The organism is Leadbetterella byssophila DSM 17132 (assembly GCF_000166395.1).
In the GTDB taxonomy this organism is placed as follows: Bacteria; Bacteroidota; Bacteroidia; order Cytophagales; family Spirosomataceae; genus Leadbetterella; species Leadbetterella byssophila.
Genome location: NC_014655.1, coordinates 640,649 through 654,138, shown reverse-complemented (window position 1 = coordinate 654,138; position 13,490 = coordinate 640,649). Strand labels below are relative to the sequence as shown.

The following is a 13,490-nucleotide window of genomic DNA, read 5'->3' as shown; positions in this document are numbered from 1 at the left end:
TAAATTGGGATCAAATGACCTTAAATTCCTTATGAAATCTAACCGTAGAACTTTTATTCAAACCTTAAGCGCAGCCGGTGCTTTAGCGGCTACAGAATCCTTTGCAAAGCCCTTTAATATCATAAAAGATATGCGGGTAAGCCCTAACGATAAAATACGCTTTGCCACCATAGGCATGGGTATACAAGGAAATTTTGACACCCAAAGTGCCCTTAAATCTGGCGGTACAGAATTTGTGGGCGCAGCAGACCTGTATACCGGTCGCCTTACCAGAGTCAAAGAGGTATTTGGTAAAGACATATTCACTACTCGTGATTACAGAGAAATCTTGCAGAGAAAAGATATTGATGCAGTATTAGTAGTTACCCCGGATCATTGGCACGACAGAATCACTATTGACGCGCTCAAAGCTGGCAAAGCGGTGTACTGCGAAAAACCTATGGTGAACAGAATAGAAAAGGGCAAAGGCGTCATTGATGCCTGGAAGAAATCCGGAAAGACCATGCAGGTAGGTAGCCAAAGAATCAGTGGATCAGCTTTCGAGGAAGCTAGAAAATTAGTTCAGGCCGGGGAAATAGGGAATATCAACTTTGTGGAAGCCACATACGATAGATTCAATGCTATAGGAGCATGGAACTACTCCATCCCTACGGATGCTTCACTGGATACTGTGGATTGGGATACCTTCATAGGAGATGCACCAAAAAGGGCTTTTGATGCCAAAAGATTCTTCCGCTGGAGAAATTATAAGGACTATGGAACAGGAGTGGCAGGCGACTTATTTGTTCACTTGGTAACAGGCGTACATTATATTACAGGAAGCAAAGGGCCGGAGAGAATCTTTTCTTCGGGAGAACTGAGCTATTGGAATGACGGCAGAGACGTGCCGGATGTGATGGTGTCTGTTTTTGATTATCCAAAGAACAATGACCATGAGAAGTTCCAAATGGTATTGCGCGTCAATTTTGCCAACGCTGGTTCCATCAAGAATGTAACTAGAATCATAGGTACAGAAGGACAAATTGAAGTGGGTGGTAACAGTTTGGTACTTACCAAAAAGAAACTTCCTAAAGCTCCGGGATACGGCAACTATGATTCGCACTTCACCTTCTCTGAAGCTCAGCAAGCGGAATTCAAAAAGCAATATGATGCTATGTATTCAGAAGCTGACAGAGTAGCTGAACCCGTTAAGGAGATCAAGTTCGAAGCGCCCAAAGGTGAAGATGAGCACATGAATCACTTCGCTAACTTCTTCAATGCCATCCGTAAGAATACCCAGGAAATCAATGAAGATCCTATCTTCGGTTTCCGTGCAGCTGCACCGGTATTAGCTTGTAACGACAGCTATTTCCAACAAAAAGTAATCAAATGGGATGCGCAAAATATGGTATTGAAGTAAATTTGCGGTTTTATTGCGCAGATTGGATTCTAAGATAACGTATTTTCCAGAACATATACTCCGGGAGCATCCGCTTCCGGAGCGTTTTACCTTTCCATTTTACTACGAACCTCATCCTTTGACGGCTTATGCAGCAGAGCAGTTGATGCACCGTCTGGAAACGGATGAATCCTTAGAGCATAATTTTGGTCTAGGAAAACACGAACATTTGCCTACAATTGGGAAAATGTTTGGTGTGTTGCTCATCAAAGACCTTGAGGGAAAAATAGGTTTCCTTTCTGGAGTATCCGGAAAATTAGCTGGGAGCAATGAGCATGAGTTCTTAGTACCACCCGTATTTGATATGCTCACAGAAGAAGGCTTTTTCTTGAGAGAAATAGTAGAGATTAATGCCATCAACGAAGAGATTGAGCGACTGGAAAATGATCCAAAATTTGTCCAATTACTCACTGAATATGAAGAACTCACTGATCAGGAAGAAAAAAAAATCAATACACTAAAAGAAACACTAAGAGTTAGAAAAGCGGAGAGGGATCGTTGCAGAAAGACCGGAGAGGTTCCCGAAGAGGAATTAGTCAAACAGAGCTTATCTGATAAGAGATTATTGAATAAGGAAGTAAGGGAATCAAAAGAGAGGCTACATCTGTACAAACTTCAAATAGCTAAGACTGAAGACCAGTTGGAGGATTTAAGAAGAAAGAGGAAAACCCGTTCTGCTGAAATCCAAGCTGAACTTTTCAGCCAATACTCATTTCTAAATAAAGAAGGAAAGACCAAAAGCCTTTACGATATCTTCCGAAATTCTCCATTTGGCAAACCACCGGCAGCGGCAGGTGAATGTGCCACTCCCAAACTTTTACAGTATGCCTTCCTAAACGGGTATGAACCTTTGGCCATGGCAGAATTCTGGTGGGGAGCATCACCTAAGTCGGAAGTAAGGAAGCATAAACATTACTACGGGGCCTGTAGGGGTAAATGTGAACCGATATTGGGACATATGTTAGAAGGTATAGAACTGGATCCCAATCCCCTACTAGATACGGTTGAGAAGGACATAGAAATCATCTATGAAGATGACTATTTAGCCGTGGTCAACAAACCTTCCGGACTACTTTCTGTTCCCGGTATTCAGATTTACGATTCCGTTTACAGCAGGCTTCAAGCCAGATGGGACCATGAAGCACCTTTAGTAGTTCATAGACTGGATCAGGATACGAGTGGGATACTGGTCATGGCCAGAAACAAAAACGTGCACAAACACCTGCAGAGTCAGTTTATTAGGAGAACGGTGATAAAACATTACATCGCCCTATTGGAAGGCCATTTAGTAGAGGATAAAGGGGAAATACATTTGCCATTGAGAGTAGACCTAGATGATAGGCCAAGGCAAATGGTCTGCTATGAGCATGGAAAGAAGGCGCATACCATTTGGGAAAAGATAGGAATTGAAGGTCCGTACACACGGGTAAAATTCTTTCCGGTAACCGGCCGAACCCATCAGTTGAGAATGCATGCAGCACATCATGAGGGCTTAAATGCACCTATCAAGGGAGATGACATGTACGGAAAAGCGGCGGAAAGACTATGCCTTCACGCCGCTTATTTAGAGTTCTTACATCCTGTTAAGAAGGAGAGAATGAGCTTTGAAGTTAAACCCGAGTTTTAAGGTATTCTACTGCCTCCTTGATTCGGGTCACGGCTTGTTCTAGTCGGAAACGCTGTGTTCCGAAATTTAAACGTATATGCTTTTCTCCTAAAAAGATGGAGGCTTCCATGGCCCCTACTCCATGATTTTCAAGGATGTCCGCAAAGGTATCTACCCCAAGATCGGAATAATCTATCCACGCTAAGTAGGTAGCTTCCATAGGCAACATCTTCAGACCCGGAATAGCTTGAATTTCGGAGTAAAGGTAGGCGTAATTGGAACGCAAATAATCCAATGAAGCATTCAACCAGTCCTCACTATTTCTGTACGCAGCTACCATAGCGTCAGCTCCCTGCTTATAAAGGTTAGGAACGGTATGAAGTTTAGTACGTTCAAACTTCTTGCGAATCTCCGAATTAGGAATGATGGCAAAAGCCGAATTCAGAGCAGGAATATTGAATGCTTTAGCTGCAGAGAAAAGAGAAACGGTTCTCATAGCTGCTGATTCATTTAAAGAAGCTACTGGGATGTGCCTCCTTCCCTTTTCCAGAATGATATCTGCATGGATTTCATCAGAACAAAGGAGAATATCATGCCGTTCACAGAAATCTACGAGTCTCTTCAGTTCGTCTTCGTTATACATCCTTCCCGTAGGATTATGTGGGTTACAAAGGATATACATCTTCGTTTCATCCGTCACCATGCTTTCCATGGCCTCAAAATCCATGGTCCATTTATTATCCTGGAGCTTTAATGGTACGGCTTGTAAGTATCTTCCATCACCTTCTGCAAAATCGATAAAGGGTCTATAGACCGGGATGGAGGTCATCACTCCATAAGGCAGAGAAGAGATCAATCTAGCGGTGGTCCCTATACCTGAAAGGACGGAAGGTAACCACACAATCCATTCCTTTTCAATCTCCCAATGGTACTGCTTGGAAAGCCAATTTTTGACTGCTTCAGCATGATCATCATTTGGTGCAGCATATCCGTATATACCGGTTTGCACGTATTGAAGCAAGGATTCCTTGATGGCGGGAGCCACTTCAAAGTCCATATCTGCTACCCACATGGGCAGTATATCCTCAGAATACTTATTCCACTTTATACTTCCATCCTTCTTCCTATCGAAAAGCCGTTCAAAATCCATGAATAAATGATGTTATTTCCTTAAATTTGTATTCGTACGCTATAAACGTGCCATAAAAGTACAGATTAAATTTAACCGAAATGATAGTAAAATATAAAAAAGCCCCTGGTCAACGCATGATTAAACGCCTTAGCTTGAGACAAAAATCTTGGCTTCATGCATCAGGTGGAGCTATACTCTTCAGTATAGGCCAGTGCTTATTTGCTGTATCATGGTTTAAATTATTTGACGGATACCATGCTCCTACGTGGATCTTCATGATTATCCTAGGGCTAGTACTTACTTTGACGGGATTATTAATAATGGGCAAAGCTTTGGTATTCAGCTCCCATATTAAGGCGAGAAAGTACTTCAAGAAGAGACAAAACTCTTTGATAAAGAAGAGTTCACAGCATTTAGAGAATGCTAAATTGAAGATTGAAAGGACGCCTAAAAAATAAAAGCCCTAAAATTTAGGGCTTAATTACTTTGCTGCTTTAGTTCTTCTACATCAACTTTCTTGATTGTAGGCTTCAGCGTAAGTCTTTTGATCGCTGCAGTTTTATTATTAGCTACCGCTCTGTTTTTTCTGCTCTTTCTTTTTAACTGAGTAACTCCCATGGTGATCCATTTTTGTATTTCGAGGTGCAAATATAGAAATAAATTCCCAGAACGGGAAGATAATATTAGTTTTTTCAGGTATGGGGGAGTTTTTTTGCTCATGCAATGGAAAAGACAGATAAGTTGGTTAGAATTTTAATCGGAGCATTTTCATTCCTATTACACTACTTTACTACTGTGCCTATTCTATTCAAGTTAAAGTCCATTTGAATGAATTGAACTGAATTGCCTTTTATCATTTAGCTTAGAGCTTTATAATTATTTTTTCTATTGCCCACCAGCCCACCACAACTCCATCCCATCTCCCAATACCATTTCGTCCACATGCCCCATCATCTTTTTATCAGAGGTTAACAAATGCATATGCACGTCTGTATCATGATGCGTAAAAATCGCCTTATGATGTTTGGAATAAAAGCCTAATATTTCTACCTCCCTATCTTTAAGCAAATAATTCACTTGACCCTCATGAGCCTCCTGAGGAGAACTAACCTTTCTCCCTTCGGGTAAATTCACCACATGGATATGAGCCTCTCTCACTCTCCCTTTCAATCGGAAAAATAAGGGTTCCTCCAGATCCAAAGCGGCTAAATGATCCTCTAGATCTTTTATGCTTCACACTTTCTTTGGTAAAACCTTTGAATTCCACTTCTGCACCCATCCATAGCCGAAGAAAGGAGCCTTCAAATCAAATGTTTCCTCCACCACCATATCTTCTCCGGAGCTTACTCTAGAACGATAGGCCTTTCCATCTATAATCATTATCTCACCTCGCAAATAGTCTTCCGGTCCTAGACCGTATAGATTAGTCCTGTTGTGAATAGTGTCTAAATGAATCTTCCCTTCCAATTCGCCCTTCCACATGACGTCTCGCATCTGTCCAATAACGTGAACCTGAGCTTTGGCACTAAAAACTGAAAAACAAATGGCTATAAGAATCCTAAAGTTCATATGAATACCCTAATACTAATCCTCAAAATTAAGATATTTTCTTCAGCTTATATCATATGTCTGTCTAGGTACCCAATACCTAAAAACCCACCCCATTTTTACTCCATTCTGTAACATTTTACAGGATTCTGAACGAGCTTTGTCAGGAATGAGCTATTTTTGAATGATTTTTTCTACTATATCATTATGTCAAAACCCAGTCTGGCCAGAGGAACGCGCGATTTTGGACCTGAAGTAATGGCCAAAAGAAACTTCATCTTTGATAACATCAAGAAAGTTTATAAGAAATTTGGATTCCTTCCCCTCGAAACTCCTTCCATAGAAAACCTTTCCGTGTTAATGGGGAAGTATGGAGAAGAGGGCGACCAACTCCTATTCAAAATCCTCAACTCCGGTGATTTCGCTAAAGACATCACTGAAGATTCCCTTACCAAGGGTTCAAAAGAGGTGCTTAAAAGGATCTCAGAAAAAGGGCTAAGGTATGACTTGACTGTTCCTTTTGCCCGTTATGTGGCTATGAACCGTCAACAATTAGCCATACCTTTTAAAAGATACCAAATCCAACCCGTTTGGAGAGCAGATCGTCCACAAAAAGGCAGGTACAGAGAATTCTACCAATGTGACGCAGACGTGGTGGGCACAGATTCTCTCATTTGCGAAGCGGAAATCGTCTTGATGCTTCACGAGGTTTTTGCAGCCTTAGGACTGACGGAATTTGTAGTAAAGATCAATAATCGTAAGGTACTAGCCGGTATAGCTGAAGCAGTAGGTGCAGCAGGAAAAGAAGCAGACCTGAGCGTAGCCATTGATAAATTAGACAAAATAGGTAAGGAAAAAGTAGAAGCCGAGCTAGTAGAGAGAGGATTTACACCGGAAAACATTGCCGCTCTACAACCGCTCTTTTCCCTTTCAGAAGAAAAAGACATCTTCTCCTTCCTAAAAACCTGGTTGAAAGATTCTGCAACCGGACTTAAGGGCGTAGAAGAATTGGAAAGCATTTGGACCTTAGTAGACCACCTAGGTCTTACATCTCCAAAAATAGAATTTGACCCATCACTAGCCAGAGGATTAAGCTACTATACTGGAGCCATTTTTGAAGTGAAAGCCCTGAATGTAAGCATAGGTAGTATCTCAGGTGGTGGAAGATATGATAATTTGACCGGCAGTTTTGGTGTAAACGGTATGTCCGGCGTAGGAATCTCCCTAGGTGTGGATAGAATCTATGACGTAATGGAAGAGTTGAAACTTTTCCCTGAAGCCCTGAACTACTCTTCCACTAGCGTTATGGTGACAAATTTCGGTGAGGATACTTTAGCTAGTAGCTTAGGTATACTTTCTGAAATAAGAAATGCAGGGATCAGCGCGGAAATCTATCCGGATAGTGCCAAAATGAAGAAACAATTTGAGTATGCAGACAAAAAGGGAATACCTTTTGTAGTGATTGTAGGCACAGAAGAGATAGAAAAAGGTCAATACCAATTGAAAAACATGATAAATGGGGAGCAATCCGCCTTATCCCTTCAAGACATAATCCATAAAGTCAATGACTAAGAAAAGAAAACTGTTCACCCATTTCCTGGTTTTGTTCTCCACGGTAGCCGCGTCCTTTGCGTTCTACTTATGGCAAGTGTATTCCAGTCCTAATTTGAACGTAGACGGGAAGGAAACCTTTGTTCTCTATATCCCTGAAGGTTCAGATTATAACCAGGTCCTTGACTCCTTAAGAAGCCATAATATCATCCACAATGAGATAGCCTTTGGCTTCTTAACCAAAAGAAAAGGATACAGAGAGGAAATCAAGGCGGGTAGATATGAAATCCCCCCAAATTCTTCTAACAATACCATCATTTCCAAATTATTAGCAGGTAGACAGGATCCTGTAAAGCTGACTTTCAACAATATCAGAACCAAAGAAGATTTAGTAAGAAAGATAGGTTCAAGGTTAGCCTTTAATGGTGAAGAACTTTTGGCAAAACTACAAGATGAAGATACGGCTAACAAATACGGTTTTAAATCGGAAACCTTCATGAACATGTTCTTACCGGACACGTACTTCATCTATTGGACCGTAACGCCTGATGCCTTCTTAGACAGAATGCATTCGGAATATAAGAAGTTTTGGACGGAAGAGAGAAAAGCCAAAGCAGAAAGCATAGCATTGAGTCCGGATCAAGTGGGCATCCTGGCTTCTATAGTTCAAAGTGAGACGAACAAAAAAGATGAAATGCCGGTTGTAGCGGGAGTGTATATGAATCGTCTACGTATAGGAATGCCTTTACAAGCAGACCCCACGGTTAAGTTTGCTGTAGGAGATTTTAGTCTGAAAAGAATTCTGCATAAGCATCTTAGTATAGATTCCCCATACAATACCTATAAGAACACAGGCCTACCTCCGGGACCCATAGCATTACCGGAAAGAGTAGCCTTAGATGCGGTATTGAATTATCAAAAACATAACTATACTTATTTTAGTGCCAAAGAAGATTTCTCAGGATATCATAATTTTGCAGAAAACTTCAATGAGCATATTAAGAATGCTCAAAGGTACCAAACAGCTTTAAATCAAAGAGGAATTCGCTAATGTACAGTCACCTATCTACCTATAGAGTAAGATATGCGGATGTGGACCAGATGGGCTACATGTATTATGGTAATTATTCCAGATTATACGAAATTGGGAGGGTTGAGGCCTTAAGAGCCTTAGGAGTAAGTTATAAAGAGATGGAAGAGAGCGGTGTTTGGATGCCGGTGTATGAAAACCATTCCAAATACATCAAACCTGCAGTCTATGATGATTTATTACAAATAGATTGCAGATTAGAAACCCTTCCAAATACTCGTATTATATTTACATCAGAAATAAAAAACGAAGCAGGAGTATTGATTCATGTGGGTAAAACCACCTTGGTCTTCTTAAATGGCGAGACGAAAAGAGTGATGCCATGTCCGGACATGATTATAGAAAAACTACTCCCCTACTTTGCATGCTGAAGAAAATAAAGAAAATACTTCGCCCCTTAAAGAATTATCTGGATACCGTATATCCATTTGGATCTGTTATATCCGTATACAGATTCCTACAGATCATTTGGAACAACATCATCACCTTTGATTTGGATCAAAGAGCTACATCGGTGGCTTTTAGCTTCCTATTGGCGGTATTCCCCGGCATACTTTTCCTTTTTACACTCATTCCTTATATTCCTATTGATCATTTAGATATCCAAATTATGGATTTCAGTAGGAACCTGATGCCGGAGGGACTTTATGATGTAGTAGCACAAACCATCTACGAAATCATCAGCAGACCCAGAGGAGATATCTTGTCCTTCGGTTTTTTCTTTTCACTATATGCTGCCACTAACGGCATTAATTCATTGACCAATGCCTTTAACGGAGCACTGGAAAAGAAGAAAGACAGAGGCTTTATGCGCTCCAGAGGAACAGCTGCGCTAGTACTGGTGCTCTTGGTCACCGTTTTGGTAATCTCTGTAGTAATACTGATTGCAGGAAAGATAGTACTGAACTATATTGCCCGTGCGGGGATTTTGGACGATCAAATCAATATTTGGGGAATCAGAACCCTGGGCTATTTATCCATCTTCTTCATCTTTTACTTTGGTATAGCTTGTCTATACTACTTCGCACCGGCCATGGACAAGAAGATCCGTTTCTTCAATTTTGGGGCATTCTTCTCCTCTGTGCTTAGTATCTTAGCTACCAACTTATTCTCTTACTATCTGGAGAATTTTAGCTCGTACAATAAGCTTTATGGCTCTATCGGTACCTTGATTGCCATCATGGTTTGGACCTATTTGATTTGTCTTATCCTTATTTTAGGATTCGAAATCAATGTAGACTTAAGAGCCGAGAAATATAAGATCAAGAATCAAGAGTAAGAGATTCACTGCTTTGGCTTTCATGCAATTCGGCATATAAGCCTCCTTTGCTAAGCAGCTCTTCGTGCGTACCTACGTCTATCACTTTGCCCTCATCCATAAGAATGATCTTATCTGCTAGTCGGGCATTAGAGATGCGGTGAGAAATCAGAATGGTGGTTTTACCTATACCCTTCAAATGGTGCAGTATCCTATTTTCAGTAACCGTATCTACTGCTGAGAGACTATCATCCAACAAAAGCACCTGAGGTTTCCTGATCAAGGCCCGAGCTATGGAGATTCTCTGCTTCTGACCACCGGAAAGGGTAATTCCCCTCTCGCCCACTTTGGTGTTAAATCCTTCAGGAAATCCCATGATATTGTGATACACTTCCGCTTCCTGGGTAGCCTTGACTACTTCCTCATCTGTGGCATCTTCCTTGCCAAACTTCACATTATTCGTGATAGTATCAGAAAAAAGGAAAACTTCTTGGGTTACGTAGCCCAACTGTGATCTATAATACGACAGATCTAATTTCTTCAACTCTATACCGTCTATGTAGATTTGACCCTCCTGAATGTCGAACAGTCGGAGGATAAGGTTTGCCAAAGTACTCTTACCGGATGCCGTGGTACCTATGATAGCTACACTCTCTCCCGGCAAGATCTCAAAGCTAACATTGTCCAAAGCTTTTATTCCAGTATCTGGATATACGAAGGAAACATGCTCAAATCTAATGCCTCCCTGAATATCCACCTTCAAATTCTCTGTGGATATAATGTCATTATTTAACCTCAAGAACTCATTTATCCTTTTCTGCGAGGCGGCAGCCCTTTGTATCTGTCCGGAGGTCCAACCTAATGCGGTCATGGGCCAAGTCAACATGTAAACATACATCACGAACTCTGCTATCACCCCAAGGCTAATCTTTCCCGCCATTACCTCTTGGCCACCTACATACACGCAAATGATGGTACTCATACCTATCAAGAAGATCATGATAGGATGGAAAAGAGAATCCACTCTGGCCAGTTTGAGAGATTCGTATTGATACTTCAAACTTTCCTTCTCAAATTGGTCATAGAACTTGTCCTCCGCCGCAAAGGATTTGATCACACGAATGCCTGAATATGTCTCCTGAGCATTTGTGGATAGGTTAGCTAAACTCTTCTGAATCCGCTCTGAACGTCTATTGATAATAGAACTTACTATAAAAATACTTAATGACAATAGAGGAAGGGGGATAAGAACGAACCAGGTTAGTCGGACATTCACAGAAAACATATAACTCACCACTATCCCTACTAACACAAACATATTCAGGAGATACATGATAGCTGGTCCCAGATACATCCTCACCTTTGAAACGTCTTCAGAAATTCTAGCCATCAAATCCCCAGTAGAATTCTGTTTAAAGAATGCCAAAGGCAAGGTTTGATAATGACCATAGATCTCATTCTTAAGATCATATTCAATATGTCTGGACATCACGATAATGGTTTGACGAACCGCAAAGAGAAATACTCCCTTAATGATGGCCATTAAAATGATCAAACCACCTAAAACCGTGATTCCGAAAGTCAAGGTCTTATAGGTTACAGTTTGGAAAGAGGAATCTCTAAATAAGAAATAGTGGTCTACATTCATTTCCACTAATTCTAAGGCATGTCTAACGATCTGCGCAGGAATTACCCCAAACAGGTTAGATAAAACAGTAAAAAGGACTCCTAATAATAAAAGTCCCCTATACTTATATAAGTATTTATTCAGATGGGCTAATTCTTTCATGACTTCACGGTGAAGTGATCTACGATTTCTTGGTAATAGGCTTCATATTGAGAAACCACTCGGTTCATATCAAATTCCTTTGCTCTCTCTAATGCTCTTTGTTTAAATCCTTCCAACTGATTATCATCCAAAATGAACAAAGACTTCTGAACCATGTCTTCAATATCACCAATATTACTCAAAAATCCGGTCACCCCGTTGATATTTAATTCTCCCAGTCCACCTGTATTACTAGAAATCACAGGAACCTGGCAAGCCATGGCTTCTAAGGCGGCAAGACCAAAACTCTCTTTTTCTGAAGGCATGATGAACAAATCAGCTACAGACAACACCTCTTCTATGGCTTCCAATTTCCCTATGAAGCGTACATCCTCTGCAATTCCTAATTGACGGACCAGAATCTCCATATTAGGTCTTTCCTCTCCATCTCCAATCAACAATAGCTTACTAGGCACTTTCTCCCTAATCCCTGCAAATACGCGTATAACATCACCTATCCTCTTCACTTTTCTGAAGTTAGATGCGTGCACCAGGAGCTTTTCGCCGTTCGGACAGATAAATCTTTTGAAGTGTTCCTTTTCCTGCTTATAAAAACGCGTTAAATCAACAAAGTTATAAATAACCTTGATTTCCTTTTCAATATTAAATGCCGACAAGGTCTCCTTCTTCAAATCTTCCGAAACTGAAGTAACGCCGTCAGAAGCATTAATACTAAAGGTGATTACGGGACGTAAACTTGGATCCTTCCCTACAATAGTAATGTCTGTTCCATGAAGCGTAGTTATCACCGGTATATCTAATCCTTCCTGTTGTAAGATCTGTTTGGCCAAAAATGCGGACGTAGCATGAGGAATGGCATAATGCACGTGCAAAAGATCCAATTTCTCATACTTCACCACATCTACCATCTTACCGGCTAATGCTGATTCATAGGGAGGATATTGGAACAAAGGATACGAGTTAATATTTACCTCATGGTACCAAATGTTCTCACTAAAGAAATCTAAACGTATGGGTTGGGCGTAAGTAATAAAATGAATTTGATGTCCTTTTTGGGCCAGGGCTTTACCCAATTCTGTAGCTACTACACCGCTGCCACCGAAAGTAGGATAACATACAATTCCTATCTTCATAGATTCGTTCTTTCCATAGTTAACGTAGAAATCATCCTAAATAATTCCATACAAGGCCGTTTCATACTTAACTTTACTAAGCAAAAAAAAGAGAAGACCCATAGTGCCATTTCTACAGCTGATTCGTTGGAAGAATTTATTGATCGTCGCCATGACACAGATCCTGGTGAGGTACTCCTTGATCTTTGATACTCCACAGCATGGCGTAAAACATTTTACCTTACTTGTAGTTACAACCCTATTGATAGCAGCCGGAGGGTATATCATAAATGACTATTTTGATGTCAAAATAGATAGGATTAACAAGCCGCATAAAGTCTGGATAGGAAAAACCATCTCCAGGAGATCCGCCTTGCTAGTACATCAACTCTTCAGCGCAGCGGGCATATTACTGGCATTTTTGATAGGGTGGAAAGCAGTGCTGATCAATGTTCTGAGCGTTTGGCTCCTCTGGTTCTACGCTTCGGGCTTCAAGAAAAAGCCGTTTATAGGAAATTTTGTAGTGGCCTTACTTACCGCGCTGGTGATCGCTGAAATAGCCCTGGTGTATGATCCATCGAACCGACTAATTTACATGTATGCGGTATTCGCCTTCTTTATAAATCTCATTCGAGAGATCATAAAGGATATGGAAGACATGAAGGGAGATGAGGCCCATGGGGCTAAAACAATTCCTATTCTATACGGGATTCATAAAACCAAAGAGCTGCTTTACGCTCTTATGGGTATATTCCTGATTTCTATGTTCTTTTTCATGTACAAAGTGGAAGACCTAAAGATCCGGATCTTTTCAGCCGTACTATTGGGACTTTGGTTATTCCTACTGAGAGCTATCACAAAGGCAGATAGGAAATCCCACTTTTCTATGCTGAGCTACTTATGTAAATGGATCATCTTATTAGGTATGCTTACCTTACCGCTCTTTCAAATAAATTAATTTGAGGA

The 13,490-nt window shown here is 40.8% G+C and carries 14 protein-coding genes; 8 read left to right on the top strand and 6 right to left on the bottom strand.

From position 1 onward, the window contains the following. Window positions 1-31 precede the first annotated feature (31 nt). Both LBYS_RS03005 and LBYS_RS03000 read left to right on the top strand, forming a co-directional pair. Window positions 32-1,399, top strand: coding sequence for a Gfo/Idh/MocA family protein (locus LBYS_RS03005; RefSeq protein WP_013407423.1), 1,368 nt, complete (start codon window positions 32-34; stop codon window positions 1,397-1,399). A gap of 13 nt (window positions 1,400-1,412) precedes the next feature. Further along, window positions 1,413-3,065 (top strand): RluA family pseudouridine synthase, encoded by a 1,653-nt coding sequence (locus LBYS_RS03000; protein ID WP_013407422.1) that lies wholly within the window; start codon window positions 1,413-1,415, stop codon window positions 3,063-3,065. On the opposite strand, the gene LBYS_RS02995 is transcribed toward LBYS_RS03000, so the two are convergent. Further along, window positions 3,049-4,194, bottom strand: coding sequence for a MalY/PatB family protein (locus LBYS_RS02995; protein ID WP_013407421.1), 1,146 nt, complete (start codon window positions 4,192-4,194; stop codon window positions 3,049-3,051). The two genes, LBYS_RS03000 and LBYS_RS02995, sit on opposite strands and share 17 nt — an antisense overlap. A gap of 80 nt (window positions 4,195-4,274) precedes the next feature. Here LBYS_RS02995 and LBYS_RS02990 point away from each other — a divergent pair, with 80 nt between their 5' ends. Continuing rightward, window positions 4,275-4,634, top strand: coding sequence for a hypothetical protein (locus tag LBYS_RS02990; RefSeq protein ID WP_013407420.1), 360 nt, complete (start codon window positions 4,275-4,277; stop codon window positions 4,632-4,634). 19 nt (window positions 4,635-4,653) lie between these two features. Here the strand turns inward: LBYS_RS02990 and LBYS_RS19230 are convergent, their stop codons facing one another. The 3 genes from LBYS_RS19230 to LBYS_RS19390 form a co-directional block, all read right to left on the bottom strand. Beyond that, window positions 4,654-4,794, bottom strand: coding sequence for a hypothetical protein (locus LBYS_RS19230; RefSeq protein WP_013407419.1), 141 nt, complete (start codon window positions 4,792-4,794; stop codon window positions 4,654-4,656). 267 nt (window positions 4,795-5,061) lie between these two features. Continuing rightward, window positions 5,062-5,346, bottom strand: coding sequence for a hypothetical protein (locus LBYS_RS19395; RefSeq protein ID WP_222836533.1), 285 nt, complete (start codon window positions 5,344-5,346; stop codon window positions 5,062-5,064). Between the two features lie 63 nt (window positions 5,347-5,409). After that, on the bottom strand, window positions 5,410-5,745 hold the full coding sequence (locus LBYS_RS19390) for an acetolactate decarboxylase (protein ID WP_222836532.1): 336 nt from the start codon (window positions 5,743-5,745) through the stop codon (window positions 5,410-5,412). A 186-nt stretch (window positions 5,746-5,931) separates the two neighbouring features. Between LBYS_RS19390 and hisS the strand changes: the two genes are divergently transcribed. From hisS to LBYS_RS02965, 4 genes are read left to right on the top strand one after another with little or no spacing between them, the layout of a single operon-like run. After that, window positions 5,932-7,296: a histidine--tRNA ligase gene (gene hisS, locus LBYS_RS02980; protein ID WP_013407418.1), complete on the top strand. Its 1,365-nt coding sequence runs from the start codon at window positions 5,932-5,934 to the stop codon at window positions 7,294-7,296. Next, window positions 7,289-8,326 carry an endolytic transglycosylase MltG gene (mltG, locus tag LBYS_RS02975; protein ID WP_013407417.1) on the top strand — a complete coding sequence of 346 codons (1,038 nt, stop codon included), beginning with the start codon at window positions 7,289-7,291 and terminating at the stop codon, window positions 8,324-8,326. The genes hisS and mltG overlap by 8 nt, the downstream gene beginning before the upstream one ends. After that, window positions 8,326-8,736: an acyl-CoA thioesterase gene (locus LBYS_RS02970; protein WP_013407416.1), complete on the top strand. Its 411-nt coding sequence runs from the start codon at window positions 8,326-8,328 to the stop codon at window positions 8,734-8,736. Before mltG ends, LBYS_RS02970 begins: the two co-directional genes overlap by 1 nt. Next, on the top strand, window positions 8,730-9,644 hold the full coding sequence (locus LBYS_RS02965) for a YihY/virulence factor BrkB family protein (protein ID WP_013407415.1): 915 nt from the start codon (window positions 8,730-8,732) through the stop codon (window positions 9,642-9,644). The genes LBYS_RS02970 and LBYS_RS02965 overlap by 7 nt, the downstream gene beginning before the upstream one ends. On the opposite strand, the gene LBYS_RS02960 is transcribed toward LBYS_RS02965, so the two are convergent. Continuing rightward, window positions 9,628-11,412: an ABC transporter ATP-binding protein gene (locus LBYS_RS02960; protein WP_013407414.1), complete on the bottom strand. Its 1,785-nt coding sequence runs from the start codon at window positions 11,410-11,412 to the stop codon at window positions 9,628-9,630. The genes LBYS_RS02965 and LBYS_RS02960 overlap by 17 nt on opposite strands. Continuing rightward, on the bottom strand, window positions 11,409-12,545 hold the full coding sequence (gene bshA, locus LBYS_RS02955) for an N-acetyl-alpha-D-glucosaminyl L-malate synthase BshA (RefSeq protein WP_013407413.1): 1,137 nt from the start codon (window positions 12,543-12,545) through the stop codon (window positions 11,409-11,411). Before bshA ends, LBYS_RS02960 begins: the two co-directional genes overlap by 4 nt. A gap of 103 nt (window positions 12,546-12,648) precedes the next feature. Here bshA and LBYS_RS02950 point away from each other — a divergent pair, with 103 nt between their 5' ends. Then, window positions 12,649-13,482 carry a geranylgeranylglycerol-phosphate geranylgeranyltransferase gene (locus tag LBYS_RS02950; protein ID WP_013407412.1) on the top strand — a complete coding sequence of 278 codons (834 nt, stop codon included), beginning with the start codon at window positions 12,649-12,651 and terminating at the stop codon, window positions 13,480-13,482. The last annotated feature ends 8 nt before the right edge of the window (window positions 13,483-13,490 follow it).